This window comes from Kitasatospora sp. MBT66 (assembly GCF_000710405.2).
GTDB lineage: Bacteria > Actinomycetota > Actinomycetes > Streptomycetales > Streptomycetaceae > Kitasatospora > Kitasatospora purpeofusca.
Window position 1 is genome coordinate 1,290,303 of the sequence record NZ_JAIY01000006.1, and the last position, 26,142, is coordinate 1,316,444.

The following is a 26,142-nucleotide window of genomic DNA, read 5'->3' on the forward strand; positions in this document are numbered from 1 at the left end:
GCCGCACCGGCGGCGGACGGCCCGTCCGCCCCGAAGCCCGCGCCGGCCGCCAAGCCCGCCGCGGCCGCCAAGCCCCGGCCGAGCGCCGCCAAGAAGCTGGTCAAGCTGACCACCTACGCGGTCGTCGGCGTGGCCTTCCTCGGCGCCGCCGCCTACGGCACCGGGCTGATGCTGAACCAGTCCGACATCCCCAAGGGCACCGTGGTGCTCGGCACCGACATCGGCGGCAGCAACCGCGACCAGGCCATCCACCAGCTCGACGAGAGCGTCGGCAAGGCCGGCCAGCAGCCGGTCAAGCTGAAGGTCGGCGAGCAGACCGTGGACCTCGACCCGACCGCCGCCGGACTGGCCTTCGACACCACGGCCACCGTGGACCGGCTCACCCAGCACTCCTACAACCCGGTGGACGTCCTCAAGTCGCTCAAGGGCAACGAGAAGGCCGTCCCGCCGGAGGTCAAGGTCGACCGGGCGAAGCTCAAGTCCGCGTTGGAGGCGCTGGCCGGCGGCTCCGGCCAGGGGCTCCAGGAGGGCTACGTCAAGTTCGCCGAGAACGGCGACGCCGTCGTCGTCCCGGGCAAGGCCGGCCAGGCCGTGGACTCCGCCGCCGCCGTCGACCTGGTCGACACGGCCTACCGCGACCGCGCCGCGGGCAAGTCGGAGCAGCCCGTCGCCCTGGCCGTCACGGCCGCCCAGCCGAAGACCTCCCCGCAGGCCCTCCAGGGCGCGGCGGACACCCTCGGCAAGTCGGTGACGAACGGCCAGATCCACATCATGGCCGGCACCAAGAGGTTCGACTTCGGCCCGAAGACCGCGGCCGCGGCGCTCACCCTCGTCCCGGACGCCAACGGCAAGCTCGTGCCGAAGTGGGACCTCGACGCGCTGAACCGCCAGCTCGCCGGTGCCTTCGACAAGGTGAAGACGAAGAAGAACGGCCAACTCGTCCCGATCACCCCGCAGGACGTCGCGGACCAGGTGACCGCGCTGTTCGACAAGAGCGGCGACAGGGACCGGACCTTCAAGTTCCCGGTCTGATCGAACCGTTACCGGGGGGCGGGTCCGGATCCGGGCCCGCCCCTCGACAACTCCGCTCCCCGGTCAGCAAGATGTGACGTCCTCGTCCGCCGCATCCGTCCCGGGAGAACCACCATGGGCCGCCCCCTGTACCACCGCACGGCCCTGCTCGCCGGTCTCACCGCCGTCTCGCTGTCGCTGACGCTCTGTTCCTGCGGCCCCGGCAACGGCCCCGGTTCCGACGCCCGGGCCCTCCCGAGCTCGGTCGAGACGCCCAAGCTCACCGCCGTCGACATCAATCCGCACGAGCGCGCCGAGCTGCGCCAGGGCGGCACCCTGCGGGTCGCGGTGGCCCAGTACTCCACCCAGTGGTCGCCGGTCCAGACCGACGGCGGCGAGTCCTCCACCATCGCCGTCACCAAGCCGCTGCTGCCGACCTTCTTCCGCTCCGACGCGGCCGGCACCCAGACCCCCAACCCGGCCTACCTCCAGGACGCCCGCAGCGAGCAGCGGGACGGTCGGCAGGTGGTGGTCTGGACGCTCAACCCGAAGGCCCGCTGGTCCGACGGCGCCCCGATCACCTGGCGCGACATCGAGGCCAACTGGCGGGCGCTGAACGGCAAGGACCCGGCCTACCGGTCGGCCAGCAGCACCGGCTTCGAGCTGGTCTCGGCGGTCGAGCGCGGCAAGGACGACTTCCAGGCCGTGATGACCTTCGAGCGGCCGTTCTCCGAGTGGCAGTCGATGTTCAACGGGGCCGCCAACGCCCCGCTGCTGCCCGCGAGCCGGATCTCCACCCCCGAGCTCTTCAACACCTCCTACCTGGACGCCATCCCGGTCACCGCGGGCCCGTTCAAGGTGGAGCGGATGGACCGGGCGGCGCAGACCGTCACCCTGGTCGCCGACCCGGCCTGGTGGGGCGACAAGCCGCTGCTGGACCGGATCGTCTTCCGCGCGATGCTGCCCAACACGATGGCCGCCGCCTTCAACAAGGGCGAGATCGACCTGTTCAACAACGGCCCGGACGTGGCCGGCTACCAGCTGATCCGCAGCACCCCCGGTGCCGCCGTCCGCCGGGCCGGCGGGCCCGACTTCCGCCAGTTCACCCTGAACGGGCGCAGCCCCGCGCTCACCGACCCGTCCGTCCGCCAGGCCCTGTTCCAGGCGATCAACCGGGACGTCATCGCCCGCTCCGACCTGGCCGGGCTCGACTGGCCCACCGTCACCCTCAACAACCACCTGCTGGTGGCCAACCAGAACGCCTACCGGGACAACTCCCTCGGCCTCAGCCGCTACGACCCGGCCGAGGCGGTCCGCAAGCTGGACGCGGCCGGCTGGAAGCTCGACGGCGACGTCCGCCGCAAGGACGGCAAGGAGCTCAATCTGCGGCTGGTCATCCCGGCCGGGGTCACCCAGGCCCAGAACGAGGCCGCCGTCGCCACCGGCATGCTCAAGGACGTCGGGGTGAAGGTCACCACGGTCACCGCCAACCCCAACGAGTACTTCGACAAGTACGTCAACCGGCGGGACTTCGACATCGCCGCCTACTCGCTGCTCGGCACGCCGTTCCCGGCCAGCGGCAACCGGGCCAACTTCGTCCAGAACGGGGGCACCAACCACTCCCAGTCCGGCAGTCCCGCCGTCGACGCCGCACTCGACCGGGCCTCCGCCGCGGGCGACGCGGCCGGCGCCTTCGAGGCCATCAACCAGGCCGACGCCGAGCTGTGGAAGGTGGCCGGGGTGCTGCCGCTCTACCAGCGCCCGCAGCTGTACGGGAGCCGCGCCGACCTCGCCAACATCGGCGCCCAGGGCCTGTCCGACATCGTCTGGGAGAACGTCGGCTTCCAGAAGTGACCCAGGGGCCGTCCGGCAATTCCTGGGCCCGGCAGCCGGAAGGGCCCCGGAGTCGCGACGGACTCCGGGGCCCCGGGTGCGGTGCCGGACGCGGTCAGCCCGAACCGATCACGTCCCGAACCTCCGCGAAGTGGCACGCCGACTCGTGCGCGGCCGGCCCGCGCAGCGTCGACGGCACGGCCAGCAGCGGGACCTCGGTCGAGCAGCGCTCCTCCGCCTTCCAGCAGCGGGTGCGGAAGCGGCAGCCGGACGGCGGGTTGGCCGGCGAGGGGATGTCACCGCTGAGCAGGATCCGCTCGCGGTGCTCGCGCCCGGTCGGGTCGGGCACCGGCACCGCGGACAGCAGCGCCTGGGTGTACGGATGGGTCGGGTGGGAGTAGATCTGCTCCTCCGTGCCGATCTCGACCATCTTGCCGAGGTACATCACCCCGACCCGGTCGGAGATGTGCCGGACGATCGAGAGGTCGTGCGCGATGAACATGTACGACAGCCGGAACTCGTTCTGCAGCTGCTCCAGCAGGTTGATCACCTGGGCCTGGACCGAGACGTCCAGCGCCGAGACCGGCTCGTCGCAGATGATCAGCTCCGGCTTGAGCGCCAGGCCGCGGGCGATGCCGATGCGCTGGCGCTGACCGCCGGAGAACTGGTGCGGGTACCGGTTGATGTACTCCGGGTTCAGACCCACCACGTCCAGCAGGTCCTGGACCGCCCGGCGGCGGTCGCCCTTGGGCGCCACCTCCGGGTGGATCTCGAAGGGCTCCCCGATGATGTCGCCGACGGTCATCCGCGGGTTCAGCGAGGTGTACGGGTCCTGGAACACCATCTGGATGTTCCGGCGCACCGCCTTCAGCCCGGACCCGGAGAGCCGGGTGATGTCCTCGCCCTTGAACAGCACCTGGCCCGAGGTCGCCTTCTCCAGGTTCATCAGGACCTTGGCCAGCGTGGACTTGCCGCAGCCGGACTCGCCGACGATGCCCAGCGTCTCGCCCTTGGTCAGCGAGAAGGAGACGCCGTCCACCGCCCGCACCGCGCCGACCTGCTTCTTGAGGACGATGCCCTGGGTCAGCGGGTAGTGCTTGACCAGGTCCTTGACCTCCAGGATGGGCTCAGCCATGGAGGGTCTCCTTCCAGAAGTGGCAGGCGCTGCGGCGGCCCGGCAGATCGGCCCCCTCGGCGTCCAGCACCGGGACCAGGCGCGGGAGTTCGGTGTGGCAGACGTCCTGGACCCGGTCGCAGCGCGGGTTGAACGCGCACCCCGACGGGATCCGCAGCAGGCTCGGCGGCAGGCCCTGGATCGCGTAGAGGTTCTGGCCCTTCTGGTCCAGCCGGGGGATCGAGTTGAGCAGGCCCTTGGTGTACGGGTGCGCCGGGCGGGCGTACAGCTCGTGCACCGGGGCGGTCTCCACGATCCGGCCGGCGTACATCACCGCGATCTTGTCCGCGACGTCGGCGACCACGCCGAGGTCGTGGGTGATCAGGATCAGACCCATGTTGAACTCGGCCTGGAGCTCGGCCAGCAGGTCCATCACCTGGGCCTGGACGGTGACGTCCAGGGCGGTGGTGGGCTCGTCCGCGATGATCAGGTCCGGCTCCAGAGCCAGCGCCATCGCGATCATGATGCGCTGGCGCATACCGCCGGAGAACTGGTGCGGATAGTCGCCGACGCGCTGCCTGGCGGCGGGGATGCGCACCCGCTCCATCAGCTCGACGGCCTTCTCCTTGGCCTCCTTGCGACCGGCGCCCTGGTGCACCCGGAACATCTCGCCGAGCTGGTAGCCGACGCTGAGCACCGGGTTGAGCGAGGACAGCGCGTCCTGGAAGATCATCGCGATCTTCCGCCCCCGCACCGCCCGCCGCGCCTTGGGGCTCATGGTGAGCAGGTCCTCGCCCCGGAACCGGATCGAGCCCTTGGTGATCTTTCCCGGCGGCATGTCGAGGATGCCCATGATCGCCTGCGCGGTCACCGACTTGCCCGAACCGGACTCGCCGAGCACCGCCAGCGTCTCCCCCGCCGCCACCGAGTAGCTCACCCCGTTGACGGCCTTGGCCACGCCGTCCCGGGTGTGGAACTCGATGTGCAGGTCGTCGACCTCCAGCAGGGGCGTGCCGGGCACCAGGCTCTCCCGGCCCCCTCCGATCACCTGCACCGCGTCCGGGCCCGGCCCGGCGCCGTCCCTCGCCGGTTTCGTCATGTCAGTCATGGTCCGCGGCCCTCCTCAGCGCAGCTTCGGGTCGAGGGCGTCGCGCACCGCGTCGCCGAGCATGATGAAGGCCAGGACGGTGACGCTCAGCACCGCGGCCGGGAACAGCAGCACGTGCGGGGCGTTCAGGAAGCGGGCCTGGGCGTCACTGATCATCAGGCCCCAGGAGATCGCCGGGGACTGGATGCCGATGCCCAGGTAGGACAGCGCGGCCTCGGCGCCGATGTACACACCCAGGTTGATCGTGGAGACCACGATCACCGGGGCGACGGCGTTCGGCAGGATGTGCCGGCCGACGATCCGGCCGGTGCCCGCCCCGAGCGCCCGGGCGGCCACCACGTAGTCGTTGTGCTTGTTGGCCAGTACCGCCGAGCGCATCAGCCGGTAGATCTGCGGCCAGCCGAGCACGGCCATCACCGCGGAGACGGTCCAGGCGTTGCCCTCGCCCCAGGTGGACATGATCAGCATGCCGCCGAGCAGCAGCGGGATCGCGAAGAAGATCTCGGTGACCCGGGAGAGCACGCTGTCCCCGATCCCGCCGATCCAGCCGGCCCACAGGCCGAGGCTGCCGCCGACCAGGACCACCAGCGTGGTGGTCACCATGCCGACGATGATGGAGTTGCGGGCGCCCCAGATGGTGCGGGTGTAGATGTCGCAGCCCTGGACGTCGAAGCCGAACCAGTGCGAACCACTGGGCCGCTTCAGCGAGTCGGCCAGGTTGCAGAAGCCGCCGGCGCGCGGGTCCCCGTCGGTGAACAGCTGCGGGGCGATCGCGAGGACGACCATGAACAGCACCAGGAACCCACCGATCAGGAACAGCGGGCTGCGCCGCAGGTCCGTCCAGGCGTCGGTCCAGAGACTTGCGACCCGTTCGCCCCCGGCGTCCGGCGCGCCGGAGCCCTTGGCGGTCGCGGCGGCCGGACCGCCCGCGGCCGGACCGGAGCCGGACTGCCCCGGGATCGCCGCGCCCGTGTTCTCGCTCTTCGTCGGCTCACTCATAGCGGATCCTCGGGTCCAGGACGGCGTACAGCAGGTCGACCACCAGGTTGGCGAACAGGTAGACCATCACCAGGGCGCTCACGATGCCCACGACGATGGTGCGTTCCCGCAGGTAGACGGACTGGAAGAGCTGGTGTCCGACGCCGGGGATGTTGAAGATGCCCTCGGTGATGACCGCGCCGCCCATCAGGCCGCCGAGGTCCATGCCCAGGAAGGTGACGATCGGGATCAGCGCGTTGCGCAGACCGTGCCGGACCACCACCCGCAGCGGGCTGAGCCCCTTGGCCACCGCCGTCCGGACGTAGTCGGCCCGCATGACCTCGATCAGGCTGGTCCTGGTGAGCCGGGCGACGTACGCCAGTGACGTCGAGGCCAGGACGTAGCCGGGCAGCAGGTACGAACGGAAACCGGCCTCCTCGTTGAAGGAGACCGGGAAGAAGTCGATGCCGTAATCGGTGTTGAGCTTCACCCCGATGACCAGCTGGAGCACGAAGCCGATCACGAAGACCGGGATCGAGATGACCATGAGGGTCGAGATCAGCACCACGTTGTCGATGAACTTGCCGCGCCGCAGGGCGGCGACCACACCGGCGGTGACACCCACCGCCATCTCGATGGCCAGGGCGACGAACGCCAGGTTGATGGTGTACGGGAAGGCCCGCTGCATCACGTCGACCACCTGGTTGCCCCGGTAGTCCTCGCCGAAGTCGCCCTTGAACAGGCCGGTCAGGTAGTCCCAGTACTGCACGAAGAACGGGTCGTCGAGGTGGTACCGGTCCCGCAGGACGGCCACGACGGCGGGGTCCTGCCTCTTCTCACCGGCCAGTGCCGCGATGGGGTCACCAGGAAGCAGGAAGACCAGTGCGTAGATCAGGAACGTCGCGCCGAGGATCACAGGTATGGCCTGGATGATCCGGCGGACCACATAGCGGCCCATGCGGTCTCCTCATGATCGGGGCACGCCGGTGCCGGGCGGCACGGGGGTTGCCCGTGCCGCCCGCGCCGGCGTGCCGTTCGGACTGGACGGAGGTCAGGCCAGCTCGACGTTGGCGAGGTCGATGCGGTTCTGGGCGTCCACGACCACGTTCTTGACGGTCTTGGTGTAGGCCGCCGAGGTCATGTAGGTGTAGACCGGGATGTACGGCAGTTCCTTGATCAGGATGTCGTCGGCCTGCTGGTACAGCTTCTGGCCGTCCTCCACCGACTTCGCCTGGTCGGCCTGGTCCAGCAGCGCCTCGAACTGCTCGTTGACGTAGCCGCCGTAGTTGGAGCCGTTCTCGATCGCGACCTTGGAGAAGATCGGCCGCAGGTAGTTCTCCATGGACGGGTAGTCCATCTGCCAGGCCATCCGGAAGGCGCCGGAGTACTGCTTGGCGCCCAGCGCGTCCAGGATCTTGCCGAACTTCTCGAACGGCTTGAAGGTGACCTCGACGCCCAGGTTCTTCTTCAGCTGGTTGCCGACCGCCTCCATCCACTCCTTGTGGCCGCCGTCGGCGTTGTAACCCAGCTCGATGGTGTTGTTCGGGACGCCGCCGACCGAGTCCCAGAGCGCCTTGGCCTTGGCCGGGTCGTACTTCGCCGCGTCGCCCATGGCGCCCTTGCGGTAGCCCGGGATGATCGGGCTGATGAAGTCGTCGGCCGGGACGCGGGTGCCCGAGAAGATGGTCTTGGTGATCGCCTCGCGGTCGATCGCCATCGAGATCGCCTTGCGGACCTCCGGCTTGCCGTACGCGACCGGGTTGGTCGCGATCGGGAAACCGATGAAGCCGACGCCGGACTCCGGCTTGTAGATGTAACGGTCACCGAATTCCTGGGCGACGGTCGCCATCGCCGAGATCGGGAGCTTGTTGGTGATCTGGATGTTGTTGGCCCGGAGGTCGTTGTACGCTGTTTCCAGCTTGTCGTAAATCTTGAACGTGACGGAATCCAGCTTGGCCTTTCCGTCCGTCTCCGGGAAGTTCTCGTAGCGCTTGACCTTGATCTGCTGGTTGTGCTCCCACTTCCCGTCCATCTGGAACGGGCCGTTGCCGATCGGGGACTCCTCGAAAGCCTTCTTGTCCTGGAAGAAGGCCTTCGGCAGCGGGTAGAACGCGGTGTAACCCAGCATGACCTTGAACTGCGAGAACGGGGCGCTCAGCGTGACGGTGAAGGTCTTGTCGTCGATCACCTTCAGGCCCTTGAGCTTGTCGGTGGTCGGCTTCTTGTCCTTGCCCGGGGACAGTTCCTCGGAGCCCTCGATCTTGGAGAAGAACGGCAGGCCCTCGGCCGCGTTGTCCTGGTTGGCGCCCCAGTTCCACGCGTCGACGAAGGACTGCGCGGTGACCTTCTCACCGTTGTGGAAGGTGTAGCCGTCCTTCAGCTTGATCGTCCAGACCTTGCTGTCGGGGGTGTCGATCGACTCCGCGACCCGCAGGCCCGGCTCGTTCGTCTTGCGGTCGTACTCGACCAGGCCGGCGAAGACCTGCGCCAGCACCTGGGCACCCTCGGACTCCGCAGTGTTCTGCGGGATCAGACCGTGCTGCGGCTCACCCGACTCGATGCTGATCGAGCCGCCCTTCTTGCCCGACGCGTTCGCCCCGTCCGAGGCCTTCTTGCCGCTGCCGGTGGTGCACGCGGAGATCGCGAGCGCGGTGCACGCGGCCAGCGCGGTCCAGCGCATCGTCTTGGTGAGCCTCATTCAACTGCTCCTCGTTTTAGGGGCTTGGGAACGAACGGCGCCCCGCCAGTCGGTGTGCCGCGCACGGCGGGGGTCGACATCTCAGGGCCGATCCGCACAGCCGGCGAGGTGACCACTGATACGCGCAGAGCAACTATCGATCACCCGACCCCTTCGGTGGAATCGCCGTCACATCTCTTTTCAATTACAGGCCGGGATCAAGCCATGACAATACTCGGCAAATTCCGCCATATCGCGCGCGGAGTCGTCGGTTCCGCTTTCCGAATAGCGAACCGATAACACCGGTATTCGAATATTTACGAAGCGTAATGATCAATTTCGATGATCACCCGTCGGCATCCGCCGGAATTCCCGCAGGTCGGCGGGTGGACAAAAAGGGAGCGCGCCCTCCAGAAGGAGGACGCGCTCGGTCGACGGGGCAGGGGGCCGCTGTCAACCGCTTTCCGACCGCTCGCTCGGGGCCGTCCCCCCGCGCTCGGCCGCGAAGTGGCAGGCCGACTCGTGCGCGGCGAGCCCGGACAGCGTCGACGGCACCGCCAGCAGCGGCACCTCCGTCGCGCACCGCTCCTGGGCCAGCCAGCAGCGGGTGCGGAAGCGGCAGCCGGACGGCGGGTTGGCCGGCGAGGGCACGTCCCCCGTCAGCACGATCCGGTCCCGGACCTCGCGCGCCGCCGGGTCCGGCACCGGCACCGCGGACAGCAGCGCCTGGGTGTACGGATGGGTGGCGTGGTCGTAGATCTCCAGGTCACTGCCGATCTCGACCATCTTGCCGAGGTACATCACCCCGACCCGGTCGGAGATGTGCCGGACGATCGAGAGGTCGTGGGCGATGAACATGTAGGAGAGGTTGAACTCCCCCTGGAGCTGCTCCAGCAGGTTGATCACCTGGGCCTGGACCGAGACGTCCAGCGCCGAGACCGGCTCGTCGCAGATGATGATCTCGGGCTTGAGGGCCAGGCCGCGGGCGATGCCGATGCGCTGGCGCTGACCGCCGGAGAACTGGTGCGGGTACCGGTTGATGTACTCCGGGTTCAGACCGACGACGTCGAGCAGGTCCTGGACCGCCTTGCGGCGGTCGCCCTTGGGCGCCACCTCGGGGTGGATCTCGAAGGGCTCGCCGATGATGTCGCCGACCGTCATGCGCGGGTTCAGCGAGGTGTACGGGTCCTGGAACACCATCTGGATGTTCCGGCGCACGGCCTTGAGGCCAGCGCCGGACAGCTTGGAGATCTCCTCGCCCTTGTACTTCACCGAGCCGCCGGTGGCCGGCTCCAGGTTCATCAGCACCTTGGCCAGCGTGGACTTGCCACAGCCGGACTCGCCGACGATACCCAGCGTCTCGCCCTGCATGAGGTCGAAGGAGACCCCGTCGACCGCCTTCACCGCGCCGATCTGCTTCTTGAACAGAATGCCCTTGGTGAGCGGGAAGTGCTTGATCAGATCGCGGACCTCGAGGATCGGCTCGCCGCTCGCCACCTCCTGGGCGAAGGCGGCCTCCGCCGGCGAGTCGAGTGCGCCGGCCCCGTCGTCGAGTGCGCCGGCCCCGTCAACGGTCATGGAGGGTCTCCTTCCAGAAGAAGCAGGCGCTGCCCCGCCCGGCCAGCTCGGTGCCGTCGTCCTCGGTGACCGGGAACAGCTCCGGCACCTCCTGCCGGCAGACCGCCTGGGCCCGCGGACAGCGCGGATTGAAGGCACAGCCCGGCGGGATCCGCAGCAGGTTGGGCGGCAGGCCCTTGATCGCGTACAGCTCCTGGCCCTTCTGGTCCAGGCGCGGGATCGAGTCCAGCAGTCCCCGGGTGTACGGATGCGCCGGGCGCGCGTACAGCTCGTGCACGGGCGCCGTCTCCACGATCCGACCGGCGTACATCACCGCGATCTTGTCGGCGACGTCCGCGACCACGCCCAGGTCGTGGGTGATCAGGATCAGCCCCATGTGGAACTCGGCCTGGAGCTCCGCGAGCAGGTCCATCACCTGGGCCTGGACAGTGACGTCCAGGGCGGTGGTGGGCTCGTCCGCGATGATCAGGTCCGGCTCCAGCGCCAGCGCCATCGCGATCATGATGCGCTGGCGCATACCGCCGGAGAACTGGTGCGGATAGTCGTTGACCCGGTCCTTGGCGGCCGGGATGCGCACCCGCTCCATCAGCTCGACGGCCTTCTCCTTGGCCTCCTTGCGCGAGCTCTTGTGGTGGGCGCGGAACATCTCGCCGAGCTGGAAGCCCACGGTCAGCACCGGGTTGAGCGAGGACAGCGCGTCCTGGAAGATCATCGCGATCTTCTGCCCGCGGATCCGGCGCCGCCGCTCCTTGTCCATCCCCAGCATGTCCTCGCCGCGGAAGCGGATCTCGCCGCGGGGGATCCGGGCCGGCGGCATGTCCAGGATGCCCATGATCGCCTGCGCGGTCACCGACTTGCCCGAACCGGACTCGCCGAGCACCGCCAGCGTCTCCCCCGCCGCCACCGAGTAGCTCACCCCGTTCACGGCCTTGGCCACGCCGTCCCGGGTGACGAACTCGACATGCAGGTCGCGGACGTCGAGCAACGGGCCCTCGTACGGTGCCTCCCGGCGGGAGGTGCCGGTGTCGACTGCTGTGGTCACGATGCGTCCCCTCGCTCAGCGAAGCTTCGGGTCGAGGGCGTCGCGCACCGCGTCGCCCAGCATGATGAAGGCCAGGACGGTGATGGAGAGCGCCGCGGCCGGGAAGAAGAGCACGTAGGGCGCCGTCCGGATCACCTTCTGGGCCGAGGAGATGTCGATGCCCCAGGAGATGGTCGGGTCCTGCAGGCCGATGCCGAGGAAGCTCAGCGTCGCCTCGGTGGCGATGTAGCCGCCGAGCGCGATGGTCGCCACCACGATCACCGGGGCGACCGCGTTCGGCAGGATGTGCCGGAACATCAGCCGTCCGGTGCCGGCGCCGAGCGCCCTCCCGGCCATCACGTAGTCGGCCTGTTTGACGGTCAGCACCGCGCCGCGCATGACCCGGGCGATCTGGGTCCAGCCCAGCACACCGAGCGCGACGACCACGGTCCACACCGTGCGGGTGGAGAAGGCGTTCAGCAGGACCAGCGCGCCGAGCAGCAGCGGGATGCCGAAGAAGATGTCGATGATCCGGGAGAGCAGCGCGTCCACCGGGCCGCCGAAGTAGCCGGCCACCATGCCGCACAGCCCGCCGAGCAGGGTGACGATGGCGGTCACGAAGATGCCGACGGTGATCGAGGCCCGGGCGCCGTAGACGACCCGGGCGTAGATCGAGCGGCCCTGGCCGTCGTAGCCGAACCAGCCCGCGCCGAAGAAGTCCGTCCAGTCCGGCCGCTTCAGGTAGTCGTTCACCAGGTCGGCCTTGCGCGGGTCGGCGTCGGTGAACGCCCCGGGGAAGATCGCCATCACGATCAGCAGCAGGATCAGCACCGCCGAGATCAGGAAGATCGGGCGCCGCCGGAGGTCCCGCCAGGCGTCGCCCCAGAGGCTGCGGGCCTCTTCCCGCTTCTCCGGGTCCGGCTCGACCAGGGTCTCCTGCTCGACCGCCATGCCCTGCTCACCGGCGTAGTCCAGGTGGTCCACCCCCGGCTTCGGGTGCCGCTCGAAGGAACTCTCGTCGTGGATGTCAGGCATAGCGGATCCTCGGGTCCAGGACCGCGTAGAGCAGGTCGACGACGAGGGAGGCCACCAGGTAGACGATCACCAGCACGGTGACGATGCCGACCACGGTGGGCCCCTCCTTCTGGTTGATCGCCCGGTACAGGACGTTGCCGATGCCCTGCACGTTGAAGATCCCCTCGGTCACGATCGCGCCGCCCATCAGTGCGCCGAGGTCGGTGCCGAGGAAGGTGACCACCGGGATCAGCGAGTTGCGCAGCAGGTGACGGGTGACGATGGTGCGCCGGGGCAGGCCCTTGGCGACCGCCGTGCGCATGTAGTCGGCCCGCAGGTTCTCCCCGATCGAGGTCCGGGTGAGCCGGGCGACGAACGCGAGCGAGAGCGAGCCCAGCACGACGGCGGGGAGGATCAGCTGCGAGAGGTCCTTGGAGTTCTGCACCGTCGGGGTGACCCAGCCCAGATTGGTGGCGAAGACCGTCTGGGCGATGTAGGCCAGCACGAAGACCGGGATGGAGATCACCAGCAGGGTGAGCACCAGCACCAGGGTGTCCTGGATGCTGCCGCGCTTGAGGCCGGAGACCAGGCCGAGCAGCAGACCGAAGACCAGCTCGAAGGCGAAGGCCATCAGGGCCAGCCGGATGGTGACCGGGAAGGCGTCCGCCATGATGTCGCTGACCGGGCGGCCGGTGAAGCTGGTGCCGAAGTCCCCCTGGAAGAGGTTCCCCATGTAGTGCAGGTACTGCTTCCAGATCGGCTGGTCCAGGTAGTACTTGTGCTTGATGCTGGCCACCACGGCGGGGTCCGCGGCCTTGTCCCCGAACAGCGCCGAGACCGGGTCGCCCGGCAGCGTGTAGACCATCAGGAAGATCAGCAGCGTGGTGCCGAAGAACACCGGGATCATCTGCAGCACCCGCCGCAGCACATAACTGCCCATTCGAGCCTCCTTCCTAGGGATGTGATCGAGTGCCCGGGGCCCCGCCCTCCGTGCGGGAAGGGCGGGGCCTGCGCGGGGGAGCTCGTCAGCCCTTGACCTCGACCTGGGTCCAGGCCGGGTTGCCGAAGGAGTCGAACTTCACGTTCTGGACCTTGGTGGAGTAGCCCGAGTTGGTGCGGTAGTACCAGAGCGGGATGGCCGGCATGCCACTGGCCAGCACGGCCTCGGCCTGCTGGTAGCCGGTCACCGAGTCGGCCACGCTGGCGGCCTGGTCGGCCTGGGTGGAGAGCTGGTCGAACTGCGGGTTGCTGTAGCCGAAGTCGTTGGACGCGGCGCCGGTGCGGTAGACGTCGGCCAGGAAGTTGGCGTTCAGCGGGTAGTCCTGGACCCAGCCGGTGCGGAAGGCGCCGTTGATCTGGTGCCCGGTGATCGCCGCGCGGGCGGTCTTGAAGTCGGGCCTGGGGTCGCCCACGCAGTCCACGCCGGTGCTCTGCCGGATCGAGTTGCAGACCGCGTCGACCCACTCCTTGTGGCCGCCGTCGGCGTTGTAGGTGATGGTCAGCCGGTTGCCGGGGACGCCGCCGCCCTCGGTGACCAGCTGCTTGGCCTGGGCCGCGTTGAACGTGCAGAACTGGCCGCACTGGCCGTCCTTGTAGCCCTCGACGCCCTCGGCCACCCAGGCGGTGGCCGGCTTGCGCGAGCCCTGGAGCACCGTCTTGGTGATGGTGTCGCGGTCGATCGCCATCGACAGGCCCTGACGGACCTTCGCCTTGTCCGGGGCGGCCCAGTCCGCCTGGTAGAGCGTGAAGCCGATGTTCTGGATGGCACCCTGGGGCGAGTCGATGGCCCGGTCGCCCAGGTCGGTCTTGTAGGTGGCCAGGGCGGAGGGCGGCACCTGGTCCATCACGTCCAGGTTGTTCGACTGGAGGTCGGCGTAGGCGGCCTCGGCGGTGCTGTACATCTTGAAGACGACGCCGCCGTTCTTCGGCTTGTCCACGCCTTGGTAGTTCGCGTAGGCCTTGGTGGTCAGCTGCTGGTTGTGGTCCCAGCTGACGAACTGGTAGGGGCCGTTGCCGACCGGCTTCTGCCCGTACCCGGCCGGGTCGTTGAAGAAGGCGTCCGGCAGCGGGGAGAAGGCGATGTAGCCGAGCTTGTACTCGAAGTACGAGACCTTGCCGCTCAGCTTGACGGTGAAGTGCAGGTCGTCGACGACGGTGAGCCCGGACATCTTGTTGGTGGCCGGCTGGCCGCTCGCCGGGTGGACGTCCTGGTAGCCCTCGATGTCGGAGAACCAGGAGCTGTTGATCTGGTTGTTGGCGGTGGTCGCGGCCCAGTTCCAGGCGTCCACGAAGTTCTTGGCGTGCACCGGGGTGCCGTCGTGGAACGTCCAGCCGTCCTTCAGCGTGATGTTGAAGGTCTGCGAGTCACTGGTGTCGATCTTGTCCGCGACCTGCATCCGGATCTTCGCGTTCGAGGGGTCGTAGTCGACCAGCCCCTTGAAGAGGTTCTGGATGATGCGCCCGCCGCCGGTCTCGTTGGCGTTGGCCGGCTGCAGCGGATTCTGCGGCTCGCTGCTCTGGTAACTGAAGGTCTTGGCGCTGTCCGACGAACCGCTGCTGCCGCCCCCGCCACTGCTGCTGCAGCCGCTGGCCACCAGGGCCACGGACGTCGCTGCGGCGAGGACCCATCGAGCACGGGTGGCCACGGGCATGGAGGTCCCTCCTCAAGGTGTGTGACGCATCACACCCCATGAGAAGCGCGGCACCGCGGCGGCGCGAGTCGGGTACCCCCGGACGGGTGCACGACCGCCGCGCCCGGTTGACGCCCCGTCCGGCCCGGGCCGGGAAACGCCGGAGGGGCCCGTGCCGCGAACGGCTACGGGCCCCTCCGGGCGGGGTCGGACGCGGGCTCAGGCCGCGGCCGGCTCCCGGACGGCGGCGAAGTGGCACGCCGACTCGTGCTTGGCCGCACCGCTCAGCACCTCGGGCACCGCCAGCAGCGGGACCTCGGTCGAGCAGCGCTCCTCCGCCTTCCAGCAGCGGGTGCGGAAGCGGCAGCCGGACGGCGGGTTGGCCGGCGACGGGATGTCACCGGTCAGGATGATCCGGTCGCGGGACTCACGGGCCGCCGGGTCCGGCACCGGCACCGCGGACAGCAGCGCCTGGGTGTACGGATGGGTGGCGTTCTCGTAGATCTCCTCGTCCGTGCCGATCTCGACCATCTTGCCGAGGTACATCACGCCGACGCGGTCGGAGATGTGCCGGACGATGGAGAGGTCGTGGGCGATGAACATGTAGGAGAGCTCGAAGTCGTTCTGCAGCTGCTCCAGCAGGTTGATCACCTGGGCCTGGACCGAGACGTCCAGCGCCGAGACCGGCTCGTCGCAGATGATGATCTCGGGCTTGAGGGCCAGGCCGCGGGCGATGCCGATGCGCTGGCGCTGACCGCCGGAGAACTGGTGCGGGTACCGGTTGATGTACTCCGGGTTCAGACCGACGACGTCGAGCAGGTCCTGGACCGCCTTGCGGCGGTCGCCCTTGGGCGCCACCTCGGGGTGGATCTCGAAGGGCTCGCCGATGATGTCGCCGACCGTCATGCGCGGGTTCAGCGAGGTGTACGGGTCCTGGAACACCATCTGGATGTTCCGGCGGACGGCCTTGAGGCCGGCGCCGGACAGCTTGGAGATGTCCTCGCCCTTGAACAGGACCTGGCCGGAGGTGGCCCGCTCCAGGTTCATCAGCACCTTGGCCAGCGTGGACTTGCCACAGCCGGACTCGCCGACGATACCGAGCGTCTCGCCCTTCGCCAGCTCGAAGGAGACGCCGTCGACGGCCTTGACGGCGCCGACCTGCTTCTTGAACAGGATGCCCTGGGTCAGCGGGTAGTGCTTGACCAGGTCCTTGACCTCCAGGATGGGCTCAGCCATGGAGGGTCTCCTTCCAGAGGTGGCACGCGCTGCGGCGGCCCGTGAGCTCCTTGCCGTCCTTGTCGCTCACCTGGTGCAGCTTGGGGATCTCCGTGCGGCACAGGTCGGTGGCGACGTCACAGCGGGGGTTGAACGCGCAGCCGGCCGGGACCTTGAGCAGGTTCGGGGGCAGGCCCTTGATCGCGTACAGCTCCTGGCCCTTCTGGTCCAGGCGCGGGATCGAGCGGAGCAGGCCCTTGGTGTACGGGTGCGCCGGGTTGGCGTACAGCTCGTGCACCGGGGCGGTCTCCACGATCCGGCCGGCGTACATCACGGCGATCTTGTCCGCGACGTCGGCGACCACGCCGAGGTCGTGGGTGATCAGGATCAGACCCATGTTGTACTCGGCCTGCAGCTCCGCGAGGAGGTCCATCACCTGGGCCTGGACGGTGACGTCCAGGGCGGTGGTGGGCTCGTCCGCGATGATCAGGTCCGGCTCCATGGAGAGCGCCATGGCGATCATGATGCGCTGGCGCATACCGCCGGAGAACTGGTGCGGGTAGTCACCCACACGCTGCCTGGCGGCGGGGATGCGCACCCGCTCCATCAGCTCGATGGCCTTCTCCCGCGCCTCCTTCTTGGAGGAGCCGCGGTGCACCCGGAACATCTCGCCGAGCTGGGCGCCGACGGTCATCACCGGGTTCAGCGAGGAGAGCGCGTCCTGGAAGATCATCGCGATCTTCTGGCCGCGGATCTGCCGGCGGTCCTCCTCGCTCATCGCGAGCATGTCCTGCCCGCGGAAGAGGATCTGGCCCTGGCTGATCTTGCCCGGCGGCATGTCGAGGATGCCCATGATGGTCTGGGCGGTCACCGACTTGCCGGAGCCCGACTCGCCGAGCACGGCCAGCGTCTCACCGGCGGCGACGGAGTAGTTGACTCCGTTCACGGCCTTGGCGACGCCGTCCCGAGTGTGGAACTCCACGTGGAGGTCCTTGACCTCCAGCAGCGGGGTGCCAACCTCCAGGCGGCCGTTCTTCTGGTTCTTCTCGATCACGGTGGTCATCGGGTCGTCACCTCTTCTCTCAGCGGAGCTTCGGGTCGAGGGCGTCGCGGACCGCGTCGCCGAGCATGATGAAGGCCAGTACGGTGACGCTCAGTACGGCCGACGGGAAGAGCAGGACGTGCGGCGCGTCGAGGAAGCGGACCGACGCGTCACTGATCATCAGGCCCCAGGAGATCTCCGGGGGCTGGACGCCGATGCCCAGGTAGGACAGGGCGGCCTCGGCGCCGATGTAGACACCCAGCGAGATCGCGGACACGACGATCACCGGCGCGATGGCGTTCGGCAGGATGTGCCGGAAGGTGATCCGGCCGGCGCCGGCGCCGAGGGCGCGGGCGGCCATCACGTAGTCGTTGTTCTTGTTGGCCAGCACCGAGGCGCGCATGATGCGGAAGATCTGCGGCCAGCCGAGCACGGTCATGACGACCGAGACGGTCCAGGCGTTGCCCTTGCCGAGCATCGACATGATCAGCATGCCGCCGAGCAGCAGCGGGATCGAGAAGAAGATCTCGGTGAAGCGGGACAGGATCGAGTCGACGATCCCGCCCTTCCAGCCGGCCAGCAGGCCGAGGAGGGCACCGACCAGGGTGACCATCGAGGTCGTCAGGACACCGACGATGATCGAGTTGCGGGCACCCCACACCGTGCGGGTGTAGATGTCGCAGCCCTGGACGTCGAAGCCGAACCAGTGCTCGGCGCTCGGGCGCTTCAGCGAGTCGGCCAGGTCGCACGCGTTGTTGTCGAACGGGCTCCCGTCCGTGAACCAGCCCGGCACGACGGCCAGGATGATCAGGAACGACACCAGCGCGGCACCGATGATGAAGATCGGGTTGCGGCGCAGGTCGCGCAGAGCGTCCGACCAGAGGCTGGCGACGCGCTCCGGCTTCTGCTTCTTCTCCGTCGAGACCTTGGGGGTGTTGTCCCCGGAGGGGGCCTCGGCACCCTTGGTGATCGTGTCACTCATAGCGGATCCTCGGGTCGAGCACGGCGTACAGCATGTCCACGAGCAGGGTGGTGATCAGGTAGATCATCACCAGCAGCGTGACGACGCCGACGATGATGGTGCCCTGCTTCTGGTACACGGCCTGGGCGAGCAGACCGCCGATGCCGTGAATGTTGAAGATCTTCTCGGTGATGACCGCGCCGCCCATCAGACCGCCGAGGTCGGCACCGAGGAAGGTGACGATCGGGATCAGGGCGTTGCGCAGGGCGTGCCGACCGATGACCCGGCGCTTCTTCAGACCCTTGGCGACCGCGGTGCGGACGTAGTCCGCGCGCATGGTCTCCATCAGGCTGGTGCGGGTCAGTCGGGCGACGTACGCGAGTGAGGTCGAGGCCAGCACGAAGGCCGGCAGCAGGTAGCCCCGCAGCCCGTCTTCCTCATTGAACGAGACGGAGAAGATCTCGATGCCGTAGTCGTTCTTCAACTTGACGCCGAGGACGAGCTGGAGCACGAAGCCGGTGACGAAGACCGGGATCGAGATCACGAACAGCGTGCTGATGAGGACCAGCTGGTCCAGGAACTTGCCCTTGCGCAGGGCCGCCATGACGCCCGCCAGCACACCGATGATCGCCTCGATGACAAAAGCCACGATGGCGAGGTTGACGGTGAACGGGAACGCCTCGCTGATCATGTCGCTCACCTGGCGACCGGTCAGGCTCTCACCCAGGTTCCCCTGGAAGACGCCCGTGATGTAGTTCCAGTACTGGAGCAGGAACGGGTCGTTCAGGTGGTACTTCTGGCGGATCATCTCCGCCACGATCGGGTCGGCCTTCTTCTCGCCGGCCAACGCCTGTACCGGGTCACCAGGCAGGCTGAAGCACAGCCAGTAGATCAGGAACGTCGCACCGATCAGAACAGGGATCGCCTGTATCAGTCGGCGGATCACATAGCGGCCCATCAGACCTCCACACTTTCGGACAAGGAAGGGAGGCGGGAGGACCCGGACTGTAGTCCGGTCCGCCCGCCCCCGTTCGTCTGATTAACCGGATCAGCCGGCGAGCTCGACCTCGTCCAGGTTCATACGACCCTGGGCGTCGGTGTCGAAGTTCTTGATCTTCTTGCTGTACGCCGCGGACGACATGTAGGTGTAGACCGGGATGTACGGCAGGTCCTCGATGAGGACGTCATCGGCCTGCTGGTACAGCTTCAGGCCCTCCTCCGGGCTCTTCGCCTGGTCGGCCTGGTCCAGCAGCGCCTCGAACTTCTCGTTGACGTAGCCGCCGTAGTTCGAGCCGTTCTCGATCGCGACCTTCGAGAAGATCGGACGCTCGTAGTTCTCGATCGACGGGTAGTCCATCGACCACGCCATGCGGAAGGCACCGGAGTACTGCTTGGCGCCCAGCGCGTCCAGGATCTTGCCGAACTTCTCGAACGGCTTGGTGGTGACCTCGACGCCCAGGTTCTTCTTCAGCTGGTTGGCGACGGCCTCGATCCACTCCTTGTGGCCACCATCGGCGTTGTAACCCAGCTCGATGGTGTTGTTCGGGACGCCACCGACGGAGTCCCAGAGCGCCTTGGCCTTGGTCGGGTCGTACTTCGCCGCGTCGCCCATGGCGCCCTTGCGGTAGCCCGGGATCAGCGGGTTGACGAAGTCGTCGGCCGGGACGCGGGTGCCCGAGAAGATCGTCTTGGTGATCGCCTCGCGGTCGATCGCCATCGAGATCGCCTTGCGGACCTCCGGCTTGCCGTAGGTCGCCGGGTTGGTGGCGATCGGGAAGCCGATGTAGCCGACGCCGGACTCCGGCTTGTAGATGTAGCGGTCGCCGAACTCGCCCTTGACCGTGCCCATGGCCGAGATCGGGAGCTTGTCGGTCGCCTGGATGTTGTCGGCGCGCAGGTCGTTGTACGCCGTCTCCAGCTTGTCGTAGATCTTGAAGGTGACGCCCTGCAGCTTCGCCTTGCCGTCAGAGGCCGGGAAGTTGTCGTAGCGCTTGACCTTGATCTGCTGGTTGTGCTCCCACTTGCCGTCCATCTGGAACGGGCCGTTGCCGATGGGGGCCTCTTCGAAGGTCTTCTTGTCCTGGAAGAAGGCCTTCGGCAGCGGGTAGAACGCGTTGTAGCCCAGCATGGTCTTGAACTGGGAGAACGGGGCGCTCAGCGCGACGGTGAAGGTCTTGTCGTCGACGACCGTCAGGCCCTTGAGCTTGTCGGTGGTCGGCTTCTTGTCCTTGCCCGGGGACAGCTCCTCGGAGCCCTCGATCTTGGCGAAGAACGGCAGGCCCTCGGCCGCGTTGTCCTGGTTGGCGCCCCAGTTCCACGCGTCGACGAAGGACTGCGCGGTGACCTTCTCACCGTTGTGGAAGGTGTAGCCGTCCTTCAGCTTGATCGTCCACAGCTTGCTGTCGGGAGACTCGATCGACTCGGCGACGCGGAGCTTCGGCTCGTTGGTCTTGGTGTCGTACTCGATCAGGCCGGCGAACAGTGCGCCGAGCACCTCGGCACCCTCGGACTCCGCGGTGTTCTGCGGGATCAGACCGTGCTGCGGCTCACCGAGCTGGACGGCGATGGTGCCGCCGCCGGAGGCAGCCTTGTCGGTGCTCTTCGAGCTGGTGCTGCAGGCGGTCGCCGCGAGAGCGATCGCGGTCGCTGCCACGAGCCACTTGGTCTGGGTTGCACCACGCATGGGGGGATGCCTCCTGAATTCGACTTTCCAACGAGGAGAGCACCGCGGCCGGTTGTCACCGCTCCGCCGTGCCGTCCGCGCTCGTGGTTTCGGCGCGCACCCCTGCGCGTTAACCCTTGACCCGAGCCTGACTGCACCCACTATGTGTCACCCATGGACACGAAAGTGACCACTGCCGATCTCAATTAGGTCACATGAACGGTCGGTAAGTTTCGAAAATCGGACATAAGAGACATACTCAGACAGGCATCAAACGGACAGTCGTCATGAATGACGGACTGTCACGTTCGCTCAGCGGACACCTTGACGTGGTAAGCGCTATTCGGTTTATACCTGCGCCGGCACCGTCGAGTTGTTGAAAAAGTTCGCCCCCCTCTCCATCGGAAAGGGGGGCGACGGTTTCCGGCCGAAGCACGGCCGGAGAAGCTCAGAAGGCCGGAATCAGGCCTTCTTGGCGCGCGAAGCGGTACGCCCGCGCTCCTTCTGGTCCAGGACGACCTTACGGATACGCACGGTCTCCGGGGTCACCTCGATGCACTCGTCCTCGCGGCAGAACTCCAGCGACTGCTCCAGCGAGAGCTTGCGCGGCGGCACCAGGTTCTCGGTGGTGTCGGAGGAAGCGGCACGCATGTTGGTGAGCTTCTTCTCCTTGGTGATGTTGATGTCCATGTCGTCCTGACGCGAGTTCTCGCCGACGATCATGCCCTCGTACACCTCGGTGGTGGGCTCGACGAAGAGCGTGCCGCGCTCCTGGATGCCCATCATCGCGAACGGCGTCACGACGCCCGCGCGGTCCGCCACCAGCGAACCGTTGTTGCGCATCCGCAGCTCGCCGAACCACGGCTCGTGGCCCTCGAAGATGCTGTGCGCGATGCCGGTGCCGCGGGTGTCGGTCAGGAACTGGGTCCGGAAGCCGATCAGGCCGCGCGACGGGACGATGAACTCCATGCGGACCCAGCCGGAGCCGTGGTTCGTCATGGTCTCCATACGGCCCTTGCGGGTCGCCATCAGCTGGGTGATGGCGCCGAGGTACTCCTCGGGGCTGTCGATGGTCATCCGCTCGACCGGCTCGTGGGTCTTGCCGTTGATGACCTTGGTGACGACCTGCGGCTTGCCGACGGTCAGCTCGAAGAGCTCCCGGCGCATGGTCTCGACCAGGATGGCCAGCGCCAGCTCGCCACGGCCCTGGACCTCCCAGGCGTCCGGACGCTCGGTCGGCAGCACGCGGAGCGAGACGTTACCGATCAGCTCGCGGTCCAGGCGGTCCTTCACCATGCGGGCGGTGACCTTGTGGCCCTTGCCGCCCTTGCCGACCAGCGGCGAGGTGTTGGTGCCGATGACCATCGAGATGGCCGGCTCGTCCACCGTGATGAGCGGCAGCGCGACCGGGTTCTCCAGGTCGGCCAGGGTCTCGCCGATCATGATCTCCGGGATGCCCGCGACGGCACAGATGTCGCCGGGGCCGGCCACCTCGGCCGGCTTGCGGGTGAGCGCCTCGGTCATCAGCAGCTCGGTGATCTTGACCTGCTGGACCGAGCCGTCCCGCTTCATCCACGCGACCTGCTGGCCCTTGCGCAGCTCGCCCTGCTCGACGCGGCAGAGCGCGATGCGGCCGAGGAAGTTGTCGGCGTCCAGGTTGGTGACGTGCGCCTGGAGCGGGGCGTCCTCGTCGTAGATCGGGGCCGGCACGTGCTGCAGGATGGTCGAGAAGAACGGCTCCAGCGAGTCGCTGTCGGCCGGCACGGTGCCGTTCTCCGGCTTGGTCATCGAGGCGACGCCGTCACGCGCACAGGCGTAGACGATCGGGAACTCGATCTGGTCCTCGGTGGCGTCGAGGTCCAGGAAGAGGTCGTAGGTCTCGTTGATGACCTCGTCGATCCGGGAGTCCGGGCGGTCGGTCTTGTTGATGCAGAGGATGACCGGCAGCTTGGCCGTCAGCGCCTTGCGGAGCACGAAGCGGGTCTGCGGCAGCGGGCCCTCGGAGGCGTCGACGAGCAGCACGACCGCGTCGACCATCGACAGGCCGCGCTCGACCTCACCACCGAAGTCGGCGTGGCCGGGGGTGTCGATGATGTTGATCGTGATCGGCGCGCCACCCTCCTTGGGGTGGTACTTGACGGCGGTGTTCTTCGCGAGAATGGTGATGCCCTTCTCGCGCTCCAGATCGTTGGAGTCCATCATCCGGTCATCGAGGTGCTGGTGGGCGGCGAAGGCGCCGGCCTGCTTCAGCATGGCGTCGACCAGAGTGGTCTTGCCGTGGTCGACGTGAGCGACGATGGCAACGTTGCGGATGTCATTGCGCGTGGGCATGCTGAGCGGATTCTCCCGGAATCGTGGGTTACGGCGCCCGGCTGCGTGACGCCGACCGGCGATCCCTGTTGATCGCCGCCGCCCGTTCCGCCTGCTACTACCGGTCCACCCGCCGGGCAGGACATGCCACGGCTTCCTCCTATCGTACGGGGAACCGCCCAGCTCGGCCGAAACGGGAGTCGTCCGGGGGAGCAAGATCACAGCTGGATCACTTCCCCTTCACCCCGCGTTCGGACTCGGACAGGCTTCAGCCGTGATCAACCGTCTTCGATTCGCCCTCCCCTGGATCTTCCTCCTCGCCGGCACCACCACCCTGATCGCGATGGTCGACCGCGGCCTCCCGCCGTGGACCGCTCTGGGATTCCTGCTCGGCACCCTGCTGGGCCAGGAGCCGCTCTCCGACCTCTGGTGCCTGCTCATCCACCGGCTCTGTGGAGCGCGGCTGCTCTTCGTCTCCTACGGGCGCGGGCGGAGGCTGTGGCAGGGGACGGTCGCCGGGGTCCCGGTCTGCCTGGGGCTGCGGCCCACGACGGGCCTGCGGATCTCCTGGGGCCTGACGCCCGTCCGGGCCCCTCGGATCCGGCTGTGGGTCTGCTCGGTCGCCTGGCTCGCCGGGCACTGCGGGCTGGGGGTCTGGCTGGCGGTCTCCGGCACCGGGGCGGCCCGGGGTGTCGGGCTCGGCCTGCTCTCCACCCTCGTCCTCCTCCTGCTGCTCCAGGGGGCGTCGCCGGTCAACTCCGCGTGGGCCGTCCTCGTGCTTCCGTTCCGCCCCCGCGCGCTGGAGCCCCACCTCTGGTCACCGCGTGGCATCACGGCCGAACGACTGCTCTACCGGGGCCTGGTCCCGCAGGCACGCGCCGCGCTGGGCCGACTCTCCACGGGCGAGGAGTACCTCACCGCTGCCGGGGTCGCGCTCGCCGAGGGCCGCCACGACGACGCCGACCGGCTCGTCGCGAAGGCATCGGCACACGGCTGCTCCGCCCTCCAGGCGCACGTCGTCAGCGCGATGGTGACCGTCTGCCGCAGCGACAGCGGGGAACTGCCCCGGTCCAGGGCTGGGGCACTGCTGGCACCGGCCCTGGACGTCTTCGGTGACGACGACCGGGCCAAGCTCCGGTCCCTGGTGCCGGCTGCCGACCTCGCCCGCTTCAACGGCGATCCGGAGACAGCCGTCCGTGCGGCCCGCCGCCTCGCGGTCGACGCCTCCCTCTCCCCGTTCTGGCGGGCCCAGGCAGGCTGTTCACTGGCTGCGGCCCTGATCGCGGCGGGGAGGCCCGAACAGGCCGGGAGAGCTCTCGACCGGGCCCGCCGGGAGTGTCCCGGCCTCACCCGGATCACTGCCCTGGAGCACGCGCTCGAACGACCCGTCGAGGTCCGCCGGCCGGCCGAGGCCCCTTAGCCCGCCGACCAGCCGATGTCCCGCAGTTGCGGGTGGGTGAAGCCCCAGACTCCGGCGCCGGTGAGGCCCTCGCGGACGGCCACCAGTTCGGGGCGCTGGAACAGCGGCACCGAGTGGCCGAGCTGCCAGATCCGCACATCGGTCTCCTGGAGCAGGGCCCGGCGGGCGGCCGGGTCGGGCTCGGCGGCGGCGCGGTCGAAGAGGCGGTCGATCTCCTCCGTGCCGGCCCTGGCGTAGTTGCTGCCGGGCACCGGGGTGCCGTCCGGGCCGGGCCGGGGCTTGGCGTAGACGGGCCGCTGCTCGCCGGCCGGGCCGGGGCCGGCCGGCCAGGAGAACAGGGCGAGGTCGAAGTCCCCGGTGGCCAGGTGGTCGCGGACGAAGGCGTCCGGCGGGGCCTCGGCCACCCGGACGGCCGCCCCGGCCGTGCCGAGGTCGGCCGCCACCGCGTCGGCCGCCCGCCGGAGGGTCGCCGAGCCGGCCGGGACCAGCAGGCTCAGGGTCAGCGGACGGCCGTCCCTGGCCCGGGTGCCGCCGTCGGCGGGCCGCCGCCAGCCCGCCGCGTCCAGCATCCGCCCGGGGTCGGCGGTGCCCAGCGCGTCGGCGTTGTCCCGGTAGCCGGCCTGGTCACCGGTCAGCAGGTGGTGGCCGAGGGGTGCGGCGGGCAGGCCGAGCGGGGTGAGCGCGGCCTCGGCTGCGTGCCGCCGGTCGACGGCGCGGGCCAGGGCACGGCGCAGCGCCGGGTCGGTGAGCGGTTCGCGGGCGGCGTTGAGGGTCAACTGGGTGAGGCCGGTCCCGGCGGCCCGGTGCAGGGCGGTGCCGGGCAGGGCCGCGGCGCGGCGGACCGCCTCGGCGGCGTCTCCGTCGGCGTGGTCGACGGCGGTGGTCAGCGGGGCGAGGTCCAGCCGGCCCTCGGCCAGCTCGGCACCGCGCCGTTCGGCGGGGGTGGCCAGGAAGTCGATCCGGTCGGCCTTGGCCGGCTCGCCCCACCAGTACGGGTTGCGGACCAGGGTGGCCCGGCCGGCGGCCGGGTCGTAGCCGGACACCAGGAAGGGGCCGGCCGTCGGGTGGGCGGTGCCGCCGGGCAGCGGGCGGCCGAAGGCGGCGGCGGTGGCGGTCTCGGCGGCGGGGTAGAGCGGGCCGAACAGGGCGCGCCACTCGCCGTAGGGCTGCCGGAAGGTGACCTTGACCTCGTGCGGGTCGGCGCCCTGGACGATCGAGTCGATGGCCTCGTACCCGGCGGGCCGGACGGCGCGGTAGGCGGGGTCCAGGCCGGAGAGCGCGGCCCGCTGGGCGACGAAGTCGGCGGCGGAGATCGGGGTGCCGTCGCTCCAGACGGCGCGCGGGGCGAGGTGGTAGGTGACCACCTGGGGCAGTTGTCCGGGCGGGGTGGCCTCGGCGGCGGTCAGGTAGTCCTCGTCGGGGGTCCACTCGCCGTGCGCGTCCGGCCGGAACAGCGCCGGGTAGAGGGCGTGCGCCAGCAGCGCGGAGTCGGCGGTGGCGGCGGGCTGGTAGACGTTCAGGGTGGCCGGTACGGCGTCGACGGCCCAGCGCAGGGCGCCGCCGTCGCG

General features: G+C 68.8%; 20 protein-coding genes. 3 read left to right on the forward strand and 17 right to left on the reverse strand.

The window, feature by feature from the left end:
- Positions 1-1,032 (forward strand): peptidoglycan binding domain-containing protein (locus BI06_RS50875; RefSeq protein ID WP_051741226.1); only part of this gene is annotated, 1,032 nt, incomplete at its 5' end.
- Positions 1,033-1,146: 114 nt separating this feature from the next.
- On the forward strand, positions 1,147-2,865 hold the full coding sequence (locus BI06_RS18205; RefSeq protein WP_030397132.1) for an ABC transporter family substrate-binding protein: 1,719 nt from the start codon (positions 1,147-1,149) through the stop codon (positions 2,863-2,865).
- A 94-nt stretch (positions 2,866-2,959) separates the two neighbouring features.
- Here BI06_RS18205 and BI06_RS18210 read toward each other — a convergent pair whose 3' ends face one another.
- From BI06_RS18210 to typA, 16 genes are all read right to left on the reverse strand, one after another.
- Positions 2,960-3,979 carry an ABC transporter ATP-binding protein gene (locus BI06_RS18210; RefSeq protein WP_043469151.1) on the reverse strand — a complete coding sequence of 340 codons (1,020 nt, stop codon included), beginning with the start codon at positions 3,977-3,979 and terminating at the stop codon, positions 2,960-2,962.
- Positions 3,972-5,066 (reverse strand): ABC transporter ATP-binding protein, encoded by a 1,095-nt coding sequence (locus BI06_RS18215; protein ID WP_199523303.1) that lies wholly within the window; start codon positions 5,064-5,066, stop codon positions 3,972-3,974. Before BI06_RS18215 ends, BI06_RS18210 begins: the two co-directional genes overlap by 8 nt.
- A 15-nt stretch (positions 5,067-5,081) precedes the next feature.
- Positions 5,082-6,065 carry an ABC transporter permease gene (locus BI06_RS18220; RefSeq protein WP_078880495.1) on the reverse strand — a complete coding sequence of 328 codons (984 nt, stop codon included), beginning with the start codon at positions 6,063-6,065 and terminating at the stop codon, positions 5,082-5,084.
- A complete protein-coding gene (locus tag BI06_RS18225; protein ID WP_030397128.1) occupies positions 6,058-7,002 on the reverse strand; it encodes an ABC transporter permease in 945 nt (314 codons plus the stop codon). Before BI06_RS18225 ends, BI06_RS18220 begins: the two co-directional genes overlap by 8 nt.
- 93 nt (positions 7,003-7,095) lie before the next feature.
- Positions 7,096-8,742 carry an ABC transporter substrate-binding protein gene (locus BI06_RS18230; RefSeq protein WP_051741228.1) on the reverse strand — a complete coding sequence of 549 codons (1,647 nt, stop codon included), beginning with the start codon at positions 8,740-8,742 and terminating at the stop codon, positions 7,096-7,098.
- Between the two features lie 432 nt (positions 8,743-9,174).
- Positions 9,175-10,299: an ABC transporter ATP-binding protein gene (locus BI06_RS18235; protein ID WP_051741230.1), complete on the reverse strand. Its 1,125-nt coding sequence runs from the start codon at positions 10,297-10,299 to the stop codon at positions 9,175-9,177.
- A complete protein-coding gene (locus BI06_RS18240; RefSeq protein ID WP_043469153.1) occupies positions 10,289-11,341 on the reverse strand; it encodes an ABC transporter ATP-binding protein in 1,053 nt (350 codons plus the stop codon). Before BI06_RS18240 ends, BI06_RS18235 begins: the two co-directional genes overlap by 11 nt.
- 15 nt (positions 11,342-11,356) lie before the next feature.
- Positions 11,357-12,271, reverse strand: a complete 915-nt coding sequence (locus BI06_RS18245) for an ABC transporter permease (protein WP_030397126.1) — start codon at positions 12,269-12,271, stop codon at positions 11,357-11,359.
- A 76-nt stretch (positions 12,272-12,347) separates the two neighbouring features.
- Positions 12,348-13,274, reverse strand: a complete 927-nt coding sequence (locus BI06_RS18250; protein ID WP_030397125.1) for an ABC transporter permease — start codon at positions 13,272-13,274, stop codon at positions 12,348-12,350.
- A gap of 85 nt (positions 13,275-13,359) precedes the next feature.
- On the reverse strand, positions 13,360-14,985 hold the full coding sequence (locus BI06_RS18255) for an ABC transporter substrate-binding protein (RefSeq protein WP_030397124.1): 1,626 nt from the start codon (positions 14,983-14,985) through the stop codon (positions 13,360-13,362).
- A 198-nt stretch (positions 14,986-15,183) separates the two neighbouring features.
- The gene (locus tag BI06_RS18260) at positions 15,184-16,200 is read right to left on the reverse strand and encodes an ABC transporter ATP-binding protein (protein WP_043469158.1); all 1,017 of its coding nucleotides are present in this window, start codon (positions 16,198-16,200) and stop codon (positions 15,184-15,186) included.
- A complete protein-coding gene (locus BI06_RS18265) occupies positions 16,193-17,242 on the reverse strand; it encodes an ABC transporter ATP-binding protein (protein WP_030397123.1) in 1,050 nt (349 codons plus the stop codon). The genes BI06_RS18260 and BI06_RS18265 overlap by 8 nt, the downstream gene beginning before the upstream one ends.
- A 19-nt stretch (positions 17,243-17,261) precedes the next feature.
- Entirely contained in the window at positions 17,262-18,203 is a 942-nt protein-coding gene (locus tag BI06_RS18270; protein WP_030397122.1) for an ABC transporter permease, read from the reverse strand.
- Positions 18,196-19,140: an ABC transporter permease gene (locus BI06_RS18275; RefSeq protein ID WP_030397121.1), complete on the reverse strand. Its 945-nt coding sequence runs from the start codon at positions 19,138-19,140 to the stop codon at positions 18,196-18,198. Before BI06_RS18275 ends, BI06_RS18270 begins: the two co-directional genes overlap by 8 nt.
- A 90-nt stretch (positions 19,141-19,230) precedes the next feature.
- On the reverse strand, positions 19,231-20,865 hold the full coding sequence (locus BI06_RS18280; RefSeq protein WP_043469161.1) for an ABC transporter substrate-binding protein: 1,635 nt from the start codon (positions 20,863-20,865) through the stop codon (positions 19,231-19,233).
- A 441-nt stretch (positions 20,866-21,306) separates the two neighbouring features.
- Positions 21,307-23,175, reverse strand: coding sequence for a translational GTPase TypA (typA, locus tag BI06_RS18285; protein ID WP_030397120.1), 1,869 nt, complete (start codon positions 23,173-23,175; stop codon positions 21,307-21,309).
- A gap of 253 nt (positions 23,176-23,428) precedes the next feature.
- Here typA and BI06_RS18290 point away from each other — a divergent pair, with 253 nt between their 5' ends.
- Positions 23,429-24,574 carry a lipopolysaccharide assembly protein LapB gene (locus BI06_RS18290; RefSeq protein ID WP_043469164.1) on the forward strand — a complete coding sequence of 382 codons (1,146 nt, stop codon included), beginning with the start codon at positions 23,429-23,431 and terminating at the stop codon, positions 24,572-24,574.
- On the opposite strand, the gene BI06_RS18295 is transcribed toward BI06_RS18290, so the two are convergent.
- The coding region (locus BI06_RS18295) for an ABC transporter family substrate-binding protein (protein ID WP_043469167.1) at positions 24,571-26,142 on the reverse strand (1,572 nt) is incomplete at its 5' end. The genes BI06_RS18290 and BI06_RS18295 overlap by 4 nt on opposite strands.

Excerpts from the sequence above, each read along its gene's own strand:
- BI06_RS18280 (WP_043469161.1), bottom strand. The coding sequence starts at position 20,865 with ATGCGTGGTGCAACCCAGACCAAGTGGCTCGTGGCAGCGACCGCGATC.
- BI06_RS18230 (WP_051741228.1), bottom strand. The coding sequence starts at position 8,742 with ATGAGGCTCACCAAGACGATGCGCTGGACCGCGCTGGCCGCGTGCACC.
- BI06_RS18220 (WP_078880495.1), bottom strand. The coding sequence starts at position 6,065 with ATGAGTGAGCCGACGAAGAGCGAGAACACGGGCGCGGCGATCCCGGGG.
- BI06_RS18260 (WP_043469158.1), bottom strand. The coding sequence starts at position 16,200 with ATGGCTGAGCCCATCCTGGAGGTCAAGGACCTGGTCAAGCACTACCCG.
- BI06_RS18250 (WP_030397125.1), bottom strand. The coding sequence starts at position 13,274 with ATGGGCAGTTATGTGCTGCGGCGGGTGCTGCAGATGATCCCGGTGTTC.
- BI06_RS18210 (WP_043469151.1), bottom strand. The coding sequence starts at position 3,979 with ATGGCTGAGCCCATCCTGGAGGTCAAGGACCTGGTCAAGCACTACCCG.
- BI06_RS18275 (WP_030397121.1), bottom strand. The coding sequence starts at position 19,140 with ATGGGCCGCTATGTGATCCGCCGACTGATACAGGCGATCCCTGTTCTG.
- BI06_RS18245 (WP_030397126.1), bottom strand. The coding sequence starts at position 12,271 with ATGGCGGTCGAGCAGGAGACCCTGGTCGAGCCGGACCCGGAGAAGCGG.
- BI06_RS18265 (WP_030397123.1), bottom strand. The coding sequence starts at position 17,242 with ATGACCACCGTGATCGAGAAGAACCAGAAGAACGGCCGCCTGGAGGTT.
- BI06_RS18255 (WP_030397124.1), bottom strand. The coding sequence starts at position 14,985 with ATGCCCGTGGCCACCCGTGCTCGATGGGTCCTCGCCGCAGCGACGTCC.
- BI06_RS18215 (WP_199523303.1), bottom strand. The coding sequence starts at position 5,066 with ATGACTGACATGACGAAACCGGCGAGGGACGGCGCCGGGCCGGGCCCG.
- BI06_RS18205 (WP_030397132.1), top strand. The coding sequence starts at position 1,147 with ATGGGCCGCCCCCTGTACCACCGCACGGCCCTGCTCGCCGGTCTCACC.
- typA (WP_030397120.1), bottom strand. The coding sequence starts at position 23,175 with ATGCCCACGCGCAATGACATCCGCAACGTTGCCATCGTCGCTCACGTC.
- BI06_RS18235 (WP_051741230.1), bottom strand. The coding sequence starts at position 10,299 with ATGACCGTTGACGGGGCCGGCGCACTCGACGACGGGGCCGGCGCACTC.
- BI06_RS18270 (WP_030397122.1), bottom strand. The coding sequence starts at position 18,203 with ATGAGTGACACGATCACCAAGGGTGCCGAGGCCCCCTCCGGGGACAAC.
- BI06_RS18225 (WP_030397128.1), bottom strand. The coding sequence starts at position 7,002 with ATGGGCCGCTATGTGGTCCGCCGGATCATCCAGGCCATACCTGTGATC.